Below are 19,479 nucleotides of genomic sequence, written 5' to 3'. Positions count from 1 at the left end.
GCAGTCGGCGAACATTCTCAGTACGCGACCGGAAGCGGAGCAATGACCGATTCGAACGGCACCACCGAAGCGAGCCCCTTCGAGACCCTCACCCCGGAACAGTTGACCGAACTCTGCGGACGCGGATTCGACGGCGTGGTCGGACTGACCTACCGAGAAGTGACCGGCGACGTCGTTCGCGCAGAGTGGGATGTCACCCCGCAACTGCACCAGCCGGCCGGGATCATGCACGGTGGTGTTCTGTGCGCCGTGGTGGAATCGGTTGCCAGCATCGGTGGATCGGCCTGGTTCGGTTCGCGCGGTCATGTCGTCGGGGTGAACAACAGCACGGACTTCCTGCGAGCAACGCGCTCGGGCTCTCTTGCCGCGCACGGACATCCGATCCATCGAGGCCGCACCCAACAACTCTGGCAGGTCGACATCTCCGACGAGGGCGGCCGCCTGGTGGCACAGGGCAAAGTGCGGCTGGCGAATATCGAAAACACAGCACGTCTGGGACAGTGAAGCCCATGACCGGACACGACGATGTCGTTCCCCCTTCCGCCGGCGGTGCGCTGAACGACGACGCGTTCGCCCGCATCGAAGCACTCTTCGAGCCCATCGATGCCGATCTGGCGCAGCACTATCCGGGAGACCGAATAGGCGGGCAGCCCTCCCACACTGTCTACGTCCCGGCCTCCGAGGCGTCCGAGAACATCCCGGCCGCATGGGGAACCGCAGCCCTCGGCCTGCTCGATGCGCATCCCGAGGTCTTCGCCGGCCTCGGCACCACCGATGCTCTACCGGTGGTACGGGACCGGCTGAACGCAGCACCGATCCAGGACCTCAGGTTCGATTTCGAGGACGGCTACGGGTGGCGCTCCGACGCCGTCGAGGATCGTCACGCCGCGGCAGCAGGTGCAGCGTTGGCTGCGCTGGCACGCGACACGGCGGGCCCGTCGTGGCTGGGCATCCGTGCGAAAGGCCTTGCCGCTCATGAGCGTCGGCGTGGCATTCGAACCCTGGAACTCGTCCTGGACGGGGCCGGGGGAGTGCCCGACGGGTTCGTGTTCACAGTGCCCAAACTCCGCGCGGTCGAGCAGGTTTCGGCCGTGGTCGCGTTGTGCGAAGAACTCGAGCGGGCTCACGGTCTTCCCGATCGGGCACTCCGTTTCGAGTTGCAGATCGAAAGCCCACAGGCCGTGATCGGTGCCGACGGTACGACGACGTTGGCGCGTGCGATAGCCCGCGCGGATGGTCGCTGCACGTCGCTCCACTACGGCACCTACGACTACAGCGCGGCGTGTGGAATCACGTCGGCGCAGCAATCTCTGGCTCATCCGGTGGCAGACCATGCCAAGAACGTCATGTTGGTTGCGGCAGCGCAGACAGGCGTGTGGGTGTGCGACGGGTCCACCCAGGTGGTTCCGACCGGTAGCTCCGAACAAGTGGCAGCGTCGGCGCGGCGCCACTTCGATCTGGTGACCAGATCCCTCGAGCGGGGCTTCTACCAGGGGTGGGACATGCACCCCGGTCATCTGGTGACGCGGTGGTTGGCCACGTTCGAGTTCTTTCGTCACGCGATGCCCGTCGCCGCAGCTCGGCTGGGCAACTACCTCGATCGTCGCGGCGGAGATGTGATGGACGAGCCGGCGACGGCGCAGGCTCTCGCGGGCGTACTGGTCCGCGGCCTGGACGCGGGCGCGTTCGGGGTCACCGAACTGCAGGACGTGGCCCCTTCTGTCGACCGAAATGTCCTGCGGGGTCTGCTCGATCGGTCGGTCACCGTGCCCTTGGGCTGACTGCGTGTCAGAATTGCCGAGCATCATCACCGATCGGACGGAGAACCTACATGCGGTTGTCTCCGCACGAGCAGGATCGACTGCTCGTCAGCTACGCCGCCGAACTCGCGCGGCGGCGCCGTGCTCGCGGCCTGAAACTCAATCACCCCGAGGCGATCGCGGTCATCACCGATCACCTCCTCGAGGGTGCTCGTGACGGAAAGTCCGTGGCCGAGCTGATGGCGTCGGGCCGGGAAGTGCTCACGGCCGACGACGTACTGAGTGGTGTGCCCGAACTGCTTCCCGAGGTGATGGTGGAAGCGACGTTTCCCGACGGAACGAAGCTGATCACTGTGCACGAGCCGATCTCGCCCGAGCGCGGAGACGGCCATCTGGTTCCGGGTGAGATCTTCACCGTCGCAGGAGATATCGAGATCAACGATGGCGCCGAATCGATCACCTTGACGGTGGTGAACGGCGGCGATCGACCGGTGCAGGTGGGAAGTCACGTGCATCTTCCTCAAGCGAACGCCGCCCTGCAGTTCGATCGCGATCGCGCCTACGGGTGTCGGCTCGACATTCCGGCCGGCACTGCCGTGCGCTTCGAGCCGGGCATCGAACAGACGGTGCAACTCGTGCCCCTCGGTGGGACCCGCGAGGTACACGGCTTGAGCATGACACCTCCAGGAAAGTTGGACAGCTGATGGCGCGTATGAGTCGCAGTCGATACGCCCAGTTGTTCGGCCCCACGACGGGTGATCGGATTCGGTTGGCCGACACCGACCTTCTGATCGAGATCACCGAGGACCGAAGTGGTGGTCCAGGCAAGGCCGGCGAGGAAGCGGTGTTCGGCGGCGGCAAAGTGATCCGTGAGTCGATGGGCCAGTCTCGCGCCACCCGGGCAGACGGTGCCCCGGATACCGTCATCACCGGCGTCGTCGTCGTCGATTACTGGGGAATCATCAAGGCAGACCTCGGTATTCGCGACGGTCGGATCGTTGCGCTCGGAAAGGCCGGCAATCCCGACACCATGACCGGCGTTCATCCGGATCTCGTGATCGGACCATCGACCGAGATCATCGCGGGCAACGGAAAGATCGTCACGGCCGGCGGCATCGATTGCCATGTGCACCTCATCTGCCCGCAGATCAAGGAAGAAGCCCTCGGCGGCGGCATCACCACGGTGATCGCGGGTGGTACCGGGCCCGCCGAAGGGAGCAAGGCAACCACCGTCACCCCGGGTGCGTGGCATCTGTCCAGGATGCTCGAATCGCTCGATGACTGGCCGATGAACATCGTGCTGCTCGGCAAAGGCAACACGGTCAATCCCGATTCGATGTGGGAGCAGTTGCGCGGCGGCGCTTCGGGATTCAAGTTGCACGAGGATTGGGGGTCGACTCCCGCCGCGATCGACGCGTGCCTGCGAGTGTGCGATGAGGCGGGAGTTCAAGCGGCTCTTCACTCAGACACCCTCAACGAGGCCGGATTCGTCGAGACCACCCTCGCTGCGATCAACGGCCGTGGAATACACGCTTATCACACCGAAGGTGCCGGCGGCGGGCACGCTCCCGACATCATCACCGTTGCCGCGCAAGCACACGTGCTGCCCAGCTCGACCAATCCGACGCGTCCGCACACCGTGAACACGTTGGACGAGCATCTCGACATGTTGATGGTGTGCCATCACCTCAGTCCGAGCATTCCGGAGGATCTGGCGTTCGCCGAGAGCCGCATTCGGCCGTCGACCATCGCGGCCGAGGACTTGCTGCACGACATGGGAGCGATCTCGATGATCGGCAGCGACGCTCAGGCCATGGGACGTATCGGTGAGGTGGTGCTGCGAACCTGGCAGACAGCTCACGTCATGAAGGCGCGGCGCGGATACCTGCCCGGGGACAACGGTGCCGACAACAATCGGGTCAGGCGATACGTCGCGAAGTACACGATCTGTCCGGCCGTGGCCCACGGTCTCGATGCGGAGATCGGGTCGATCGAAACGGGCAAGCTCGCCGATCTGGTGTTGTGGGATCCGGCCTTCTTCGGTGTGCGTCCGCACATGGTCATCAAGGGCGGCATGATCGCGTGGGCCGCGATGGGCGATGCCAATGCATCCATTCCTACGCCGCAACCCGAGCTGCCGCGGCCGATGTTCGGAGCGTCACCCAAGGCAGCCGCTGCGACGTCGCTGCATTTCGTTGCGCCACAAGCGATCGAGGACGGTCTGGCCGATCGCCTTGCGTGCGATCGCCGTCTCGTTCCGGTTGCGAACGTGCGCGGGATCAGGAAAGCCGATATGCCGCTGAACGATTCGCTTCCGGAGATCGAAGTCGATCCGGACACCTTCACCGTGCGTATCGACGGCGAGGTGTGGAAGGAACAACCGGCGTCCGAATTGCCGATGGCGCAACGGTATTTCCTCTTCTGATGGCCCTAGGATCCCTCTCGTCGACTGCGTCGTCGTACGCTGCACGTCGACAGGTCACAACCCTCCTCTCGCTTGCAGATTCGCGGCTTCCCACCGGTGGGCACGTCCATTCCGGGGGAGTCGAAGAAGCGATCGCATCAGGTTTCGTGCGCGACATCGATACCCTCGAGGCATTTCTGCGTCGGCGAATTCGGACGTCGGGAGCCACGGCGGCGTCCATCGCGGGTGCGGTTGTTCTCGGCTCGTTGGACACGGATGCGGCCGACGCCGAGTGCGATGCCCGGACGCCGTCGCCGGCAGTGCGAGCTGCGTCGCGAGCTCAGGGTCGGGGGTTGCTCAGATTGGCCAAATCAGCATGGCCGCATCACGATTGGCTGTCCATCGGCCGGCGGCCGCATCTGGCCGTCGCGGCGGGGCACGTGGGACTCGCAGCCGACCTGTCCGTCGCCGACACCGCGGCTGTGCAGGTGTACATCACCATGACCGGCTCGGCGATCGCGGCGCAACGTCTGCTTGCGCTCGACCCCGCCGAGGTTGCCTCGTGCACCATTCGGTTGGGGGACTTCTGCGACGAGGTGGCCGACGCCGCGTGCGCATCGCTCCCGGTTCTGATGGAGCTGTCCGATCCGCTGCTGGACATGTTCGCCGAAGCCCACGCCGTCCGCGATCGCCCATTGTTCGTATCCTGAACTCACGACCGCCGACACGGTTCTCGACCGCAGTACCGTTTTCTCGACCGAAGGAGATGTCATGCCCCCGCACCTGATCGACGGTGAGCCCCACGACCACGGGTTGGACCGACCCAAGCGCACACGGGTCGCAGGCGATGCTTTGCGTGTGGGAATCGGCGGACCCGTCGGGTCGGGCAAGACCGCCTTGGTGGCCGCCTTGTGCCGCCAGCTCCGCGACGAGCTGTCTCTGGCCGTGCTCACCAACGACATCTACACCACCGAGGATGCCGACTTCCTGCGGCGGCACGCAGTGTTGCCGGACGAGCGCATCACGGCCGTGCAGACCGGCGGCTGTCCGCATACCGCGATACGCGACGACATCACCGCCAATCTCGACGCGATCGACGACCTGATCGAGAACAACCCCCCTCTCGACCTGATTCTGGTGGAGTCCGGCGGCGACAATCTCACCGCCACGTTTTCTTCCGGTTTGATCGACGTCCAGATTTTTGTCGTCGACGTCGCGGGAGGAGACAAGGTGCCTCGTAAGGGTGGTCCCGGCGTGACGTTCTCCGACTTGCTCGTTGTCAACAAGACCGATCTCGCGCCGTACGTCGGTGCGGATCTGGGTGTCATGGAGCGCGACGCCGCGCAGGTGCGCGAGGGTCGTCCCACGGCCCTGATCTCTCTCACGGACGATCCCGCAGCAACGACGGTGCTCGGCTGGGTGCGTGAGCAATTGAAGGTCATCGCCGACGCCGACGCCGACGCACACGACCACGCGCACTGAACGATGCACACCGAGCTCCGCATCGACGCGAGTCGTCGACGCAGTCCCCGCATCACATCGGTCGGCGGACTCGCAGGTAGGCAAACGGGGCCCGACACCGTCCACCTGATCGGCACCGCGGCCACGCCTCTCGGCGGAGACACCATCAGCGTCAGGATCTCGGTGGCTGCCGGCGCTCGTCTGGATGTGCGCAGTGTGGCAGCGTCCTTGGCGATGCCCGGTGCAGCACAACGTCATTCGTCGGCGCACTGGCACGTCGAGTTGGGGGCGGGGGCGTCACTCGTTTTCGACCCCGAGCCGATGGTCGTCGTCTCCGATGCCTCTCATACGGTGCTCAATGTCATCGAACTGGAACAAGACTCGGATCTGTGGCTGCGTGAGCGCGTACAGATCGGCAGGCTCGACGAGGTGGCGGGACAGTGGGCGAGTTCGATGCACTGCGATGTGGGAGGCCGGCCGCTGTTGCGCCACCGGGTGGAACTGGGGGAGGGGACGGTGGCGCACGACGGCTTGTCGGCACCGATGTCGATGTCCAGCACGCTTCGCTATCCGGACAGTCGGGATTCCGAGGTCGATCTAGCGGGCGGCACCGTGCGCTTGGCCTTGGCCGGGGGTGGCTCGCTGAGTACCTCCGTCGGTCATCGCCTTCAGCCGACCCGATAGATCGGGCAGGGCAGAAAGAAAGGGCTCCGTCCGACGATGTGCGTCGGACGGAGCCCTTTCTGCTTCGCTTACCTTGCGGGTGCTGCGTGGATCAACCCGCTGCTTTTTCGCGTTCCTCTTCGACCTCGGCCGTCCGCTTGTTCACGTCGCCCGCTTTCTCGAGAGAGTTCAGTTGTTCGATGGCAAGCCGCGCGAACACCTGCTGCTCCGTCGATGCCATCTGAGCACGGCCTCTACCGAGGAACGTGACGAACCAGGAAATGACCGTGGTGATACGGCTGCGGTATCCCACCAGGTAGTACAGGTGCAGGGCGAGCCACATGAGCCATGCGATGAAGCCACCGAACTCCAGCTTACCGACCTTCGCCACCGCATTGAACCGCGACACCGTGGCCATGGAGCCCTTGTCGAAGTACTTGAAGGGTGCTCGCTGGGTGGGGTCGTCCTGCCCCTTGACCGATGCCTTGATCAGCTTGGCTGCGTAGGTGGCACCCTGGATCGCACCCTGTGCCATGCCGGGAACGTCCTTGACCGACATCAAGTCGCCGATGACGAAGACGTTCGGATGACCCTTGACAGTCAGATCCGGTTCCACCAGAACTCGGCCGGCGCGGTCCGTCTCCGAACCCGACTGGTCGGCCAGCTGCTTGCCGAGCGGGCTGCCCTGCACGCCCGCGGACCAGACCTTGCACTGAGCCTCGATACGACGCGTCGTTCCGTCTTTTTCCTTGACGGTCAGGCCGTCGTTGTCGACGTCGGTGACCATCGCGTTGAGCTGGATCTCAACACCGAGCTTCTCGAGCCGTTCGGCTGCCTTGCGGCCGAGTTTCTCGCCCATCGGGGGAAGGACGGCCGGTGCGGCGTCCAGCAGGATGACGCGCGCGTCGCGGGGATCGATGTTGCGGAACGCTCCGTCGAGGGTGCGGTCGGCGAGTTCTGCGATCTGCCCTGCGAGTTCGACACCCGTCGGACCTGCTCCGACGACGACGAACGTCATCAGGCGGTCCTTCTCCTCCTGGTCGTCGGAGAGTTCCGCCTGCTCGAAGGCTCCAAGGATGCGTCCGCGCAGTTCGAGTGCATCGTCGATTGTCTTCATGCCGGGCGCGAACTCGGCGAAATGGTCGTTACCGAAGTACGACTGCTGGGCACCGGCGGCCACGATCAGGCTGTCGAACGGGGTGACGGTGACGCGCTCAAGCAACTTGGACGTGACCGTCTTGGCCTCGAGGTCGATCTTCAGCACGTCGCCCAGCAACACCTCGGCGTTCTTCTGCTTGCGCAGGATGACGCGGGTAGTGGGAGCGATCTCACCGACGGACAGAATGCCTGTGGCCACCTGGTAGAGCAGCGGCTGGAATAGGTGGTGGGTCGTCTTTGCGACGAGGGTGATGTCGACGTCGGCCTTCTTGAGCGCCTTGACGCCGAACAGACCTCCGAACCCGGAACCGATGACGACGACACGGTGACGCTTCGATTCGACCGGTTGGATGCTCATTACCTGCTCCCTAGACGTTGCGATGTAGCCACAACGGTAGTCGCCCCGGGGCGGAGCGTCTCGCCAAGGGCCCAGCTACCGGTCGTCGGGCAGCTATCGCTGTCGCGGGGAACTACGGGGCAGTAGCCGACCTCTTGGCCAGTTCCACCGTTGCAGCGCGCAGCTCGTCCGCGGAATCGATGGGCTCGGCGTAACCGACTCTGGTGTAGGCCACACCGCGCGGTGTGTGGACGTTCAGATCGAGGCCGTATCGATCTGCGGCCGTACACGTCGCTGAGGTCGCGTCCGGGTAGCCCCCCAGCTTTCGGGCCATCGCCAACAGAGACGTCGAATGGTCCGCGTTGAGGTGCTCGACGGCATAGGCCGAGGACGGAGACACGGGATCCGGGGACGCCTCGGAGTACGCGTCGGCCGTCGCCGAATCCATTCGGCCGTACCCGCCGACCCATCGCACCCGATGCACTCGCATGACCCAAAGCGTGAAGTCGCTGTAATCCACGTAGTACTTGGCGGCCGGCACCGCGTCGAGATGCGCTTGTCGTGCGGCAGTGAGCTCGGCTCCTGCCGGTCGCTCGACCACCCCGGCCAGCGTGATGCGGCCCGAGGCCAGCGGGTCCGTCTGTGACTGGGGTGCAACGATCGACAGACTCGCTCGTGGATCACCGTCGAGATTTCGACCATGCTCCGCCATCCGCGACACGCACAGCACGGGTGCTCCGTCGAGCAAGCCGTATGTCACGAACGACGCCCATGGATCGCCGTCGGCGGTCAGGCTGGCCAGCGTCGCAATATTGGTGGACGCAGCGATCGTGCGCGCCTCCTCGGCCGCCGACGGACGACGGTCCGCGACCACCGGAGACAGGGGAGGGGGAACGGACGGGGCGTCGCCGGGATCGCCGTGATCGAGTGCCATGGGCGGCAGTCTACGTTCGTCCCGGAACGAGATGGTGTGCGTGCGTGACCGGGTTGCCGTCAGCACGAGTCGAACAGAGCAACAATAGGAGCGTCAGGCTAGCGGCCGACGAACGCGACGTCCTCGGTGGCGACGGCCGATGCGGTTCGACCGGGTGCGGTCTGGTTGTCCCAGTACATGTTCGTGTGCGCGATGACCTGCTGCGCTGTAGGCAGGGCGGGGTCCGGCAGGTTCTCCGTCGTGTGGGCGTCGCTGACCAAGGTCACGTCGTACCCACGAATCAGAGCTCCGTGCAGAGTCGATCGCACACAGAAGTCCGTTTGCGCGCCGGCAACCACCACACGACCGACGCTGGCACCGGCGAGCACCTCCTCCAAGGACGTGTCCTCGAAGGCGTCTCCATGCTTCTTGTGCACCAATGCGTCTCCGGCGTCGATCGGAAGTTCCTCCACGAGTTGCCAGCCCGGGCTGCCGGACACGAGCTCGTGGTCCGAGGAATGCTGCACCCAGATCACCGGTGTGTCGGTCTTTCGCGCTCGTGAGACCAGTCGCACCATGTTGTCGACGACGCGAGTGCGATCGTGGGCGGCGGCCATGACGTCGTTCTGGACGTCGACGATCAACAGTGCAGTTGCAGGGCGGTCGGGCAGGGTGGTCACGTCGTCTCCATCGAGTGTTCGGTTCTGGTCAGCTATCCGAAGTACGCGGCCAGGTGCTTCGCGGTCAGTGTGGATCCGTCCGCCACCAGATCTGCGGGGGTGCCCTCGAAGACCACGAGGCCGCCGTCGTGCCCGGCTCCTGGGCCGAGGTCGATGATCCAGTCGGCGTGGGCCATGACGGCCTGATGGTGCTCGATGACGATCACCGACTTACCCGAATCGACCAGGCGGTCGAGCAACCCGAGCAGTTTGTCCACATCGGCGAGGTGTAGCCCGGTGGTCGGCTCGTCGAGTACGTACACCCCACCCTTCTCGGCCATGTGTGTCGCGAGCTTGAGTCGTTGCCGTTCGCCGCCCGAGAGAGTCGTCAGCGGCTGGCCGATCTTCAGGTAGCCGAGTCCGACGTCATTCAGCGGTTGCAGAATCTTTTGTGCTGCAAGCAGTTTCGCCGGTCCGTCGGAGAAGAAATCCTCGGCCTCGGCCACCGACATGGACAGCACCTCGTCGATGTTTCGGCCGCCGAAATGGTACTCGAGTATCGAAGCTTGAAACCGTTTGCCCTCGCACACCTCACACGTCGTAGCAACGCCGGCCATCATGGCGAGGTCGCTGTAGATGACTCCCGCCCCATTGCACGTCGGGCAGGCACCCTCCGAATTGGAGCTGAACAGAGCGGGTTTGACCGCATTCTCCTTCGCGAAGGCTTTGCGGATGGGTTCGAGCAGACCCGTGTAGGTCGCGGGGTTGCTTCGCCTCGATCCGCGGATGGCACCTTGATCGACCGAGACCACATCGTCGGTGCCCGAAAGCGACCCGTGAATCAGCGAGCTCTTACCGGAGCCCGCCACTCCGGTGACAACGACCAGCACGCCGAGTGGAACGTCGACGTCCACGTCTCGCAGATTGTGCGAATCCGCCCCTCGAATCTCGAGCACCTCGGAGAACTCGCGAACCGAATCCTTGAGACTCGCGCGGTCGTCGAAATGGCGGCCGGTGACCGTATCGCTCTGCCTCAGTTGGTCGACGGTGCCCTCGAAGCAGACGTGCCCACCCGCACTGCCGGCACCGGGCCCCAGGTCGACGACATGGTCGGCGATGGCGATCGTTTCCGGCTTGTGCTCCACGACGAGAACGGTGTTTCCCTTGTCCCGCAACTGCAGAAGAAGGTTGTTCATCCGTTCGATGTCGTGGGGGTGAAGACCCGTCGTCGGCTCGTCGAACACGTAGGTGACGTCGGTCAACGACGAGCCGAGATGTCGAATCATCTTCGTGCGCTGCGCTTCTCCGCCCGACAGTGTGCCCGACGGCCGATTCAGGCTCAGGTAGCCGAGGCCGATCTCCACGAACGAGTCCAGGGTCTCGCTCAGCGTCGTCAGCAGCGGTGCGACCGACGGTTCCTTCAGGCCTGCGACCCACGTGGCCAGATCGCTGATCTGCATCGAGCAGGCGTCGGCGATGTTGATGCCCTTGATCTTCGACGATCGTGCACCCTCGTTGAGCCGCGTTCCGTCGCATTCGGGACACGTGGTGAACGTGATCGCACGCTCCACGAACGCCCGGATATGCGGCTGCATCGCGTCGACGTCCTTAGAGAGGAACGACTTCTGGATCTGAGGGATCAGGCCCGAATAGGTCAGATTGATGCCCTCGACCTTGATCTTCGTGGGCTCTCGATACAGCAGATCGTCGAGCTCTTTCTTCGTGTATTTCGCGATGGGTTTGTCGGGGTCGAAGTAACCGCAGCCGCGAAAGATTCTGCCGTACCAGCCTTCCATGCTGTAGCCGGGAATCGTGATGGCGCTCTCGTTGAGGGACTTGCTCGCGTCGTACAGGGCATTCAAGTCGAAGTCGCTGATCGAGCCGCGTCCCTCGCAGCGCGGGCACATTCCACCGGTGACGGAGAAGGACTTCTTTTCGGTGGTCTGACGACCTCCCTTGTCCACCTTGTAAGCACCTGCACCGGAGACCGATGCCACGTTGAACGAAAAAGCCTGTGCAGAGCCGATATACGGCTTCCCCACTCTGCTGAATAGAATGCGAAGCATGGCATAGGCGTCGGTGGCGGTTCCGACGGTGGAGTGGGGATTGGCACCCATTCGCTGTTGATCGACGATGATGGCCGTCGTGAGCCCGTCCATCACATCGACGTCGGGCCGCGCGAGAGTCGGCATGAAGCCCTGAACGAAGGCGCTGTAGGTCTCGTTGATCATGCGCTGGGATTCGGCCGCGATGGTGCTGAAGACGAGGGAGCTCTTTCCGGACCCGGAGACACCGGTGAACACCGTGAGGCGTCGCTTGGGAAGTTCGACGCTGATGTCGGCGAGATTGTTCTGCCGCGCGCCCTGTACTCGAATCAGATCGTGACTGTCGGCGGCGTGCGCTGCCGATTTCTGCGTGACCTTGGTCGTCGCCATGCTCGCGGTGTCTCCTGATCGTCACGGCAACCGAAACCGAGAAGGTCGATTGCACCGAGGTATGTGTGCGATCACGGTAGTCGTATCGGAACGCGCATGCTTCTCGATTCCTGATCGATTCCTGTCACCGCCAACGCGTGGGTCAGACGCTGCAGATCTGCGGCGGACGATTCGAGCAACGGTCGCCGCACCGTGGCGTCGACCAGCACACCGATGGCGACCAAGGCCGCCTTGGCCATGATCGCTCCCTGGGTGGTGCGCATGACGGCCTCGACGAGAGGTAGCAGCGATCGCTGTACCGCGTTCGCGCGAGTCAGATCTCCGGCACGGACCGCGTCGAAGAGGTCGGCGTAGCGGTCGGCGACGACATTGCCGACCACACTCACCGAACCCGTTGCACCGCAGCACAGATAGGGCAGGGTCAATTCGTCGATACCGCAGTAATAGGCCAGGTCGGTTTCAGCCATGACGTTCATCGCCTCGTACAGGTCGCCTTTCGCGTCCTTGACCGCCGTGATCGAGGTATGCCGCGAGAGGTCGACCAGCGTCGACGCGTCGATCGGCACACCGGTCCGAGCCGGCACGTCGTACACCATGACCGGGAGCGCTCCGGCGTCGGCGATGGCAACGATGTGATCGGCGATGCCGGCCTGCGTGGGGCGCGAATAGTAGGGGGCGGTGACGAGCAACGCGTCGGCCCCTGCATCGGCGGCACGTCGCGCCGACTCGATCCCGGCGGAGGTGTCGTTGGTGCCGACACCCGCGATCACGCGCAGGGCGTGGCCCGAGAATTCGCGCGTCGCCGTGATCAGATCGGCCTGCTCACGCGGCGTGAGAGTCGGTGCCTCCCCGGTGGTGCCGGCGACAACGACGCCGTCGCAACCGGTCGCGAGCAAGTGGGCCAGCAAGGCGTCGGTGCCGGTGCGGCTCACCTGCCCATCGGCGTTCATCGGTGTGCACATGGCAACCAGGTTGGTGCCGAACGTCGACGTGGCCGAAGAAGTGGACATGTTCATTGTCCGAGTGTGAGCCCCCATGATCGTCTCGGTCCAGCGATGTAATTTCGGCAGTATTGCGTACCGTTGCTTCATGATCGATGTCAATGCACTCCACGCGCTGCGTGCAGTTGCCGCCCTGGGCACGCTGACGAAAGCGGCCGACGAGCTCGGCTACACCGCGTCGGCCGTCTCCCAGCAGATCAAACGGCTCGAACGCCAGGTCGGAACGCCGGTACTTGCGCAGGCGGGCAGAGGTGTTGTCCTCACGCCGGCCGGACGGGCAGTGGTCGAATCCACGGACGAGGTGTTCCACGCTCTCGAGCGGTGTCTGGAGTCGGCGAGATCGGCAGACGAGGGTGCCGCGCGCGGGGTGGTACGAGTGGTCGGATTCTCCACTGCGATCCGCGGTCTGCTCGCCCCTGCACTCGCGACCCTGAGCGCTCGCCATCCCGACCTCACCGTGCAGATCGGGGAGGAGGACCCGGATAAGGCGCTGCACAGTGTGCATTCGGGGGCAGCCGACCTGGCGCTGGTGCACGACGCCGACGGAGTTCCCGCAGTGGCTCCCCGCTCGATCGTTCGGCGATCCATTCACGCCGACCACGGCGATGTCGTCATGAATCGAACCCACCCCCTCGCCGCAGGGAAGTCGCCCCTGACACCGGCAGGCCTCGCGACGTACCCGTGGGTGACGAGCCCGGCGGGCACGTTGTGCCACCAGTGGTTTCGTCGACTGTTCGCGGACACGTCGAGCGAGATCGACGTTCGGCACCTCGTCGACGACTTCTCCACTCAGCTTTCCCTGGTGGAGGCAGACGATGTGCTGGCACTGATTCCCCGTCTCGCAAGACCGCCTCTCGGCCCGGCGCTCGTGGCGGTCCCGCTGGCGCGCGCCCCCAAGCGAGAAGTGCATGCCGCGTGGAGGCGCAGCGCCGATGCGAGTCCGGCGATCCACGCCGTGCTGGATCTACTCGATTCGCTCGCGCTGCGACGAGGTCAAGATGACGAGTAGACCTGTGGCTCGTGTCATCGCCACATACGTGTCGACAGCACCTGCGACGCCGGAGCCGAACAAATCCGGGTCGATCAGAACGACCAGATCGAATTCCAGACCTTTGGCGAGCTGCGGTGTCAGCGAGCTGATTCGATCGGACTGCGGAAAAGTAGGATCACCGATCACGCATGCGGTTCCGCCGGTCGTCGAACCGAGCCAATCGGCGAGAACCGTCGAAAGCGATGCGACGTCACCGTATTCGACCGGCACGCCGGTACTGCGTATCGACGTGGGAACGTTGGCGTCGGGCAGCGCCGCCCGGATCACCGGCTCGGCCACGTCCATAATTTCCTGCGGCGTCCGGTAATTCACGCCGAGAGCGGCGACGGTCACCTCGTCGATACCTACTCGTTCGAGCCGATCCGGCCACGTCTCGGTGAAGCCCCGACGAGACTGCGCTCGGTCTCCGACGATGGTGAAACTCCCAGCAGGGCATCGCCGAATCACCATCTGCCACTGCGCATCGGTCAACTCCTGAGCCTCGTCGATCACGATGTGCGCGAAGGGACCCGCCAGCGGATCCGTCGGATGGTCCTCGAAGCCGGACGAATCGACGAGTGCATCCCGAATTATCTCCTGACGGAATTGCGCGGCCATCATCTCGTCGTCGTCGACCGCCATCAACTCGTCGACGACACTGTCCATTCGCGAGCGTTCGATCGCAGCAGCCAGTGATCGGCGTCGTTGTCGTAGAGCATGTTTCGGATCGCCGAGTCGCGCCCGTGCCGCGTCGAGCAGCGGTAGGTCGGCCACAGTCCAGTGTGTCGCATCAGCGCGTCGAAGTGCTCGAATGTCGTCCGCGTCGAGCCAGGGTGCGCATGTGCGCAGGTATGCCGGAACGGTCCACAGGTCCGCGACGAGGTCTGCGGCACCGACGATCGTCCACGAGCGTTCCAGGACGTCACGCAGATCCTCGTTCAGCTGCAGCGACTGCCGGAACTCTTCGTGCGATCCTGTTGCGGCACAGCGATCGGCCACGATGGTCGTCAGTAGATCCCAGATCTGGTCGCGAGCCTCGTTGTGCGGCGTACCGGGATCTGGCGCACCGAATGCCTCCACCCAGTCGTTCGGCGGCAATATAAAAGTGCCCCAGTCTGTTTCGACTGTGACGTCGTGGTTCGGTGGTTGTTCGTAGAAGGCAACAGCCGCCTCGATGACCGCGTCGACGTCGAGGTCTTCCTTGAGCCGCGCCGCAACAGGATCGGTGTCGTCGAGCGCATGTTTTCCCTCTGCGACGAGGTCTCGCAGGGTGCATGTTTGTACTCCCTCCTCGCCGAGACTGGGGAGTACGCCCGAGACGTACGCGAGGTAGGGCTGATGCGGACCGATGAACAGTACTCCGCCGCGGTTGTGTCCTATTCGTGAGTCTGCGTACAGCAGGTACGCGGTGCGGTGAAGGGCAACAACAGTTTTCCCGGTTCCCGGTCCGCCGTCGACCACCAGTGCCCCGTGCGCGTCGGCTCGAATGATCGCATCCTGATCCGCCTGGATCGTGCCCAGTACGTCACGCATCCGAGGTGAGCGCTCGGCACCCAGACTGGCGATGAATGCGGACTGATCGTCCAGCGCGGCGTTGTCGTCCAGAGACGTGGGATCGAACACCTCGTCCCAGTAGTCGGTGATGCTGCCGTTCGTCCACCGATAGCGGCGACGGCTTTTCAGCCCCATCGGGTTGGCATGGGTTGCACCGAAGAACGGCTCGGCGGCGGGGGAGCGCCAGTCGACGAGCAGTTGCTCGCCCGCATTGCCGAGCAAGCCGGTACGCCCTACGTACACCGGTTGGTCCGAGTCGATGGGGACGAACCTCCCCAAACACAGATCGGCACCGTAACGATTCAATTGGCGCAGCCGCCCGTTCAGTCGGTGAATCTCGAAATCACGTTCCACCACCTCCTGTCCCATCCGCCCGGATGACTTCTGGATGGCGTTCAATCGAGCGATCGTGTCGGAACGTGACTTCTCGATGCTGGCGGTGATCGCCGAAAAGTGCTGTCGGTCATGACCGATGAGCGTGGGTTGGCGCTTCGGTGCGAGCCTGTCGGGGAGGTCGAAGACATGAGGCGGCACTGATTTCACGGGACTCCGATCCGATGGTGCGGGTGTGCAGCGAGCCATTCTGAACCCTCGACGGGGTCTTGCCGCAAGACCCCGGGTGAGCTATACATTGAAAGTGGAAAGAGAGCGAATCTGCTTCTCCGCATCACGCCGCAGACGCCCGTTGCGTGTTCTGCGTGGATTACTTCCCTTGATCGGCACGGGCGTACTGGCCGGCGGAGCCGTTCAGCTCGGTTTTGTGACCGGCGTACGGGTCGACGGTCACGGCGGTGAGGTCGGCGCTGCTGTCGCTCTGATCGGCGTGACATGTTGCGTAGCGCTTCTCGCGTGGGGTTGGACCGGATTGTGTGCGTCCCCGAAGGCGCTCGCGGCGGCCATCTCGACCGGGGTCCTGGCGTTCCTCACCACGGCGCTGACCATTTTCTTCGTGGCAACGCCCTACGACGCGATCGTGTGCGGACACTCATCGGACTTCTGCGGACTGGGAGTGCTTCAGGTGGTTCCGACTGTCGGGGCGGTAGCGCCATGGACCGTCGCCGGAATTCCCGGCCTACTTCTCGTACTCACGGATCGGCGTGCACGACGCGTAACAAACGATCAGACGGTCAGCCCACCACCGCGGTGGAGCTCGAGTCGGTAGATGACGCCGCCGAACAGGGTTCGTTGTACTGCTTCGTCGGCGAAGTATCTGTCGATGTGCAGGGGTTCGAGATTGGGGTGCGTCGAGGTGTTCACGAATGACCGGTACGACAACATCGGGCGTGAGCACGAATCGCGCACCACCGAGGTCGGTGATGCTCGCTCGGCCGCAGCCGTCCCAATCGTGGACGTTGGACCAGTGGCGGATTCCGCAGCCCTCGATCGCTTCGATCAACAGTCGCTGCGCGTAGGGCAGCACGATGGTGCAGTTCGCGCGCACCGCCGCAAGGCCCTGCCGATACGTGACTCCGTGAGCCGCGGCGTAAGCCCGAGCTGCGTGCTTTTCGACGTGGTTCCTGGTCATGAGAGTTCCAATCGCATTGTGCACCAGCCCCGCGCGCCGTTGCACCGGTCGGAAATCATGAACACGGCGTGACGTAACTGAACATTCTTCATCGCAGATCCGGGCGGACCTTGCCCCTGAAGCGCTGTCGGAGGCGGCGCGGGTGCCTTCTGCAGCTGGGGTGGCTATGCGAGTAGCTCTGATTCGGCACGCTATCACGAAGCGAAGTGACGGGGGTTCACTCAGAAGAGAGCAGCAGATCGGTGATTGCTGCGGCGCTCATCGGACGTCCGAGCAGGAATCCCTGAGCTACGTCGCATCCTGTTGCGGCGAGTGCTTCGAGTTGTTCTTCGGTTTCGACGCCTTCGCCGACGACTGTGACGTCGAACGCGCGGGCGAGTGCAACGATCGCCGAGATTATTGCCCTGGCGCGGACGGCGGGCAACCGGGCCACGTATGACTTGTCGATCTTGAAGCTCTCGAACATCGGGTACCGGTCCAGATACGACATGGAACTGTGCCCTTTGCCCATATCGTCGAGGAGCAAGGACACGCCCATTGCGTGCAGCGCCGCAACGGTATTCGCCACTCGTTCGGTGTCTGCGACCCACACTGTTTCGGTCACTTCCAGACCCAATGCGTTCGGTGGTAGGCCGGTGTCAGCCAGGACAGTGGCGACCTGCGCCGGAAACTCGTGGTCTCGCAGTTGGAGCGCACTGACATTGACGCGCACCACGACGTCGGAGAATGCGCGCCACCGCACTGCGTCGCTGCACGCGACGCGGAGCGCCCATGCGCCCAATGGTGTTGCGAGACCTGTTCTTTCGGCGACTGCGACGAATTCGGTAGGCTCGACAGGCCCTAGATCATGATGATTCCAGCGGGCGAGCGCCTCGACTGCAACGACCTCACGCGTCGAGATGTCCACCAGAGGTTAGTATGCCATGGTGAGTTCGTTCGAGCTCAATGCCGCGCGCAGGTCGACCGACAGCGATCTGATCCGGTCGGCGTCGTACAGGTCTCCCGGGTCGAAAACTGCATGGCCACCGGTTCCGCTGTCCTTGGCGCGGTACATTGCCAGATCTGCCCGGTGAATCAGCTCATGCCTTGTCGAATTCGAGTCGGAGACAGCGACACCGATGCTGGCACTGAGGGGGATGGGGACGTCCTCGGCAGCGAATGGTTTCGCGATGGTGCGGGCGATGTGTCGCGCGATCTCCTCCGCTCGTTCCACAGTGCGCACCCCTTCGCAGATGATCAGGAATTCGTCCCCGCCGAGACGAGCAATGGTGTCGGTCGCGCTCGTTGCGGACACCAGTCGCTCCACGAATTTCACCAGCGCCCTGTCTCCGGCGTCGTGGCCCAGGCTGTCGTTGATGATTTTGAAGTCGTCGATATCCAGCAGAAGGAGGGCCAAAGTATCGGACTGAAAGCGTGCCCGAGCCAGAGCGGTGTCGAGGACGTCGTAGGCGAAAGTGCGATTGGGCAACCCGGTGAGTGCGTCGTGGGTGCTGCGCCGTCGGAGTTGGCTTTCCAGTTCCATTCGTCGAAGTGCCGCGGAGACGATACCCGCGACGGAGCTGAGGAACGAGACTTCCTGTTCGCGATACAGCCGTGCTTCCACACTGTGGATCGAGAGGACTCCCCAGGCGTCTCCAACCGCAGTCATGATCGGTACTGCCACACCGCTGCGCAGTCCGAGCTCCGCCATCGTGTCTGTACGAAACCGGCTTTCGTCGCCGCGGTTGCTGCAAATCACTGGCTGTTCGTGAGCGAGTGCGTACCCGGTCATGGAGCCGTCGCCGGAAGGAACGTCCCGACGAATACCGAGCGAACCGCTCGCGGCATCCATGGTCAAGTAAGGATCGGTGGAATTCTCGAGGTGCGCGATGGCGGAATTTCCCACACCCATCAACGTGGCGGCAGTGTCGGTGGCTGCAGTCAACAGCTCCGACAGCTCGGCGACGACTGCGAACCGACTGAGGTCGGCCAGGGCTTTTTGCTCCTGTGCGTGTCGGCTGGCGGTTACGGCATCGGCCGCCATCCGGGCACTACGTTGTTCGACGGTATGCCGATGCCGGATGATCGAGGCGACGACGTCAGGTCGGCCGTCCGGGGTGTGAACGACGTATGCCGAGACCACGACCGGAATACCTGCACCGGTCCCGTGATGGCGTAGTTCGCAGTAGCCGTCCCACCTTCCCTCGGAACGCAGCGCCGTACCGATCTCCTCGGCGCGCTCACGGCCGTCCGCAGTGAGAAAATCCAAAGCCGGCAGTGTCGATGCCTCGGCCCAGTCGGACACGCCGATGAGTTCCAAGCCTGCTGGGTTGATGTGGAGAACTGTGCCCGTCAGGTCGGCGAGTGCGACGAAGTCCGGCGATCGCTCCAGAAAATGCCGAAGCGACATCACATCGTCGGCAGCATCGAACATCGGCCCTCCGATCTGCGTCGCTCGGTGTTCGAGCGGCTCGGGCCAATGTTATTCGGCCACCGAGTTCGATGGGTTCGAACACGAGCGGGCAGTAACCCAATTGTCAGAAGCACGCCGCCTTCGGACAGTCGACAACGGTTGCGGTCAGAGACTTCTCCGCCACGGA

General features: G+C 63.9%; 17 protein-coding genes. 9 read left to right on the top strand and 8 right to left on the bottom strand.

Going from position 1 to position 19,479, the window contains the following annotated elements; all coding sequences use genetic code 11:
• Nucleotides 1-42: 42 nt before the first annotated feature.
• From K414_RS0117615 to K414_RS0117585, 7 genes are all read left to right on the top strand, one after another.
• The gene (locus K414_RS0117615; RefSeq protein ID WP_027497142.1) at nt 43-504 is read left to right on the top strand and encodes a PaaI family thioesterase; all 462 of its coding nucleotides are present in this window, start codon (nt 43-45) and stop codon (nt 502-504) included.
• 5 nt (nt 505-509) lie between these two features.
• Nucleotides 510-1,781 carry an aldolase/citrate lyase family protein gene (locus K414_RS0117610; RefSeq protein ID WP_051365386.1) on the top strand — a complete coding sequence of 424 codons (1,272 nt, stop codon included), beginning with the start codon at nt 510-512 and terminating at the stop codon, nt 1,779-1,781.
• Nucleotides 1,782-1,831: 50 nt separating this feature from the next.
• Entirely contained in the window at nt 1,832-2,464 is a 633-nt protein-coding gene (locus tag K414_RS27290) for an urease subunit gamma (RefSeq protein ID WP_051365150.1), read from the top strand.
• Nucleotides 2,464-4,185 (top strand): urease subunit alpha, encoded by a 1,722-nt coding sequence (locus tag K414_RS0117600; RefSeq protein ID WP_027497140.1) that lies wholly within the window; start codon nt 2,464-2,466, stop codon nt 4,183-4,185. Before K414_RS27290 ends, K414_RS0117600 begins: the two co-directional genes overlap by 1 nt.
• Nucleotides 4,185-4,874 carry an urease accessory UreF family protein gene (locus K414_RS27285; protein ID WP_048320346.1) on the top strand — a complete coding sequence of 230 codons (690 nt, stop codon included), beginning with the start codon at nt 4,185-4,187 and terminating at the stop codon, nt 4,872-4,874. The genes K414_RS0117600 and K414_RS27285 overlap by 1 nt, the downstream gene beginning before the upstream one ends.
• A 61-nt stretch (nt 4,875-4,935) precedes the next feature.
• Nucleotides 4,936-5,646, top strand: coding sequence for an urease accessory protein UreG (gene ureG, locus K414_RS0117590; RefSeq protein WP_027497139.1), 711 nt, complete (start codon nt 4,936-4,938; stop codon nt 5,644-5,646).
• A gap of 3 nt (nt 5,647-5,649) precedes the next feature.
• Nucleotides 5,650-6,309, top strand: a complete 660-nt coding sequence (locus tag K414_RS0117585) for an urease accessory protein UreD (protein WP_027497138.1) — start codon at nt 5,650-5,652, stop codon at nt 6,307-6,309.
• Nucleotides 6,310-6,400: 91 nt separating this feature from the next.
• Here K414_RS0117585 and K414_RS0117580 read toward each other — a convergent pair whose 3' ends face one another.
• From K414_RS0117580 to dapA, 5 genes are all read right to left on the bottom strand, one after another.
• On the bottom strand, nt 6,401-7,804 hold the full coding sequence (locus tag K414_RS0117580; RefSeq protein WP_027497137.1) for an NAD(P)/FAD-dependent oxidoreductase: 1,404 nt from the start codon (nt 7,802-7,804) through the stop codon (nt 6,401-6,403).
• A gap of 112 nt (nt 7,805-7,916) precedes the next feature.
• On the bottom strand, nt 7,917-8,717 hold the full coding sequence (locus K414_RS0117575) for a DUF2470 domain-containing protein (protein WP_027497136.1): 801 nt from the start codon (nt 8,715-8,717) through the stop codon (nt 7,917-7,919).
• Between the two features lie 98 nt (nt 8,718-8,815).
• Nucleotides 8,816-9,376 carry an isochorismatase family protein gene (locus K414_RS0117570; RefSeq protein WP_027497135.1) on the bottom strand — a complete coding sequence of 187 codons (561 nt, stop codon included), beginning with the start codon at nt 9,374-9,376 and terminating at the stop codon, nt 8,816-8,818.
• Between the two features lie 32 nt (nt 9,377-9,408).
• Complete coding sequence (locus K414_RS0117565; protein ID WP_027497134.1) at nt 9,409-11,790, bottom strand: excinuclease ABC subunit UvrA; 2,382 nt, start codon at nt 11,788-11,790, stop codon at nt 9,409-9,411.
• A 71-nt stretch (nt 11,791-11,861) separates the two neighbouring features.
• The gene (gene dapA, locus K414_RS27280) at nt 11,862-12,800 is read right to left on the bottom strand and encodes a 4-hydroxy-tetrahydrodipicolinate synthase (protein WP_237606218.1); all 939 of its coding nucleotides are present in this window, start codon (nt 12,798-12,800) and stop codon (nt 11,862-11,864) included.
• 79 nt (nt 12,801-12,879) lie between these two features.
• Between dapA and K414_RS0117555 the strand changes: the two genes are divergently transcribed.
• Entirely contained in the window at nt 12,880-13,800 is a 921-nt protein-coding gene (locus K414_RS0117555) for a LysR family transcriptional regulator (RefSeq protein ID WP_027497133.1), read from the top strand.
• Here the strand turns inward: K414_RS0117555 and helR are convergent.
• Nucleotides 13,756-15,918, bottom strand: coding sequence for an RNA polymerase recycling motor ATPase HelR (helR, locus tag K414_RS0117550; protein WP_027497132.1), 2,163 nt, complete (start codon nt 15,916-15,918; stop codon nt 13,756-13,758). The two genes, K414_RS0117555 and helR, sit on opposite strands and share 45 nt — an antisense overlap.
• Nucleotides 15,919-16,012: 94 nt before the next feature.
• Here helR and K414_RS28975 point away from each other — a divergent pair, with 94 nt between their 5' ends.
• A complete protein-coding gene (locus tag K414_RS28975) occupies nt 16,013-16,537 on the top strand; it encodes a hypothetical protein (RefSeq protein ID WP_152530445.1) in 525 nt (174 codons plus the stop codon).
• A 580-nt stretch (nt 16,538-17,117) separates the two neighbouring features.
• Here the strand turns inward: K414_RS28975 and K414_RS29625 are convergent.
• Together K414_RS29625 and K414_RS27275 are read right to left on the bottom strand one after the other, a co-directional pair.
• Nucleotides 17,118-17,807 (bottom strand): EAL domain-containing protein, encoded by a 690-nt coding sequence (locus K414_RS29625; protein WP_027497130.1) that lies wholly within the window; start codon nt 17,805-17,807, stop codon nt 17,118-17,120.
• Between the two features lie 6 nt (nt 17,808-17,813).
• A complete protein-coding gene (locus K414_RS27275; RefSeq protein WP_237606216.1) occupies nt 17,814-19,313 on the bottom strand; it encodes a sensor domain-containing diguanylate cyclase in 1,500 nt (499 codons plus the stop codon).
• Nucleotides 19,314-19,479 lie beyond the last annotated feature (166 nt).

This window comes from Rhodococcus sp. JG-3, assembly GCF_000482405.1.
GTDB lineage: Bacteria > Actinomycetota > Actinomycetes > Mycobacteriales > Mycobacteriaceae > Rhodococcoides > Rhodococcoides fascians.
Note: the sequence above shows the minus strand (reverse complement) of the source record. Positions and strands in the feature narration are given on the sequence as shown.

Excerpts from the sequence above, each read along its gene's own strand:
- K414_RS0117615 (WP_027497142.1), top strand. The coding sequence starts at position 43 with ATGACCGATTCGAACGGCACCACCGAAGCGAGCCCCTTCGAGACCCTC.
- K414_RS0117610 (WP_051365386.1), top strand. The coding sequence starts at position 510 with ATGACCGGACACGACGATGTCGTTCCCCCTTCCGCCGGCGGTGCGCTG.
- K414_RS27290 (WP_051365150.1), top strand. The coding sequence starts at position 1,832 with ATGCGGTTGTCTCCGCACGAGCAGGATCGACTGCTCGTCAGCTACGCC.
- K414_RS0117600 (WP_027497140.1), top strand. The coding sequence starts at position 2,464 with ATGGCGCGTATGAGTCGCAGTCGATACGCCCAGTTGTTCGGCCCCACG.
- K414_RS27285 (WP_048320346.1), top strand. The coding sequence starts at position 4,185 with ATGGCCCTAGGATCCCTCTCGTCGACTGCGTCGTCGTACGCTGCACGT.
- ureG (WP_027497139.1), top strand. The coding sequence starts at position 4,936 with ATGCCCCCGCACCTGATCGACGGTGAGCCCCACGACCACGGGTTGGAC.
- K414_RS0117585 (WP_027497138.1), top strand. The coding sequence starts at position 5,650 with ATGCACACCGAGCTCCGCATCGACGCGAGTCGTCGACGCAGTCCCCGC.
- K414_RS0117580 (WP_027497137.1), bottom strand. The coding sequence starts at position 7,804 with ATGAGCATCCAACCGGTCGAATCGAAGCGTCACCGTGTCGTCGTCATC.
- K414_RS0117575 (WP_027497136.1), bottom strand. The coding sequence starts at position 8,717 with ATGGCACTCGATCACGGCGATCCCGGCGACGCCCCGTCCGTTCCCCCT.
- K414_RS0117565 (WP_027497134.1), bottom strand. The coding sequence starts at position 11,790 with ATGGCGACGACCAAGGTCACGCAGAAATCGGCAGCGCACGCCGCCGAC.
- dapA (WP_237606218.1), bottom strand. The coding sequence starts at position 12,800 with ATGTCCACTTCTTCGGCCACGTCGACGTTCGGCACCAACCTGGTTGCC.
- K414_RS0117555 (WP_027497133.1), top strand. The coding sequence starts at position 12,880 with ATGATCGATGTCAATGCACTCCACGCGCTGCGTGCAGTTGCCGCCCTG.
- K414_RS27275 (WP_237606216.1), bottom strand. The coding sequence starts at position 19,313 with ATGTTCGATGCTGCCGACGATGTGATGTCGCTTCGGCATTTTCTGGAG.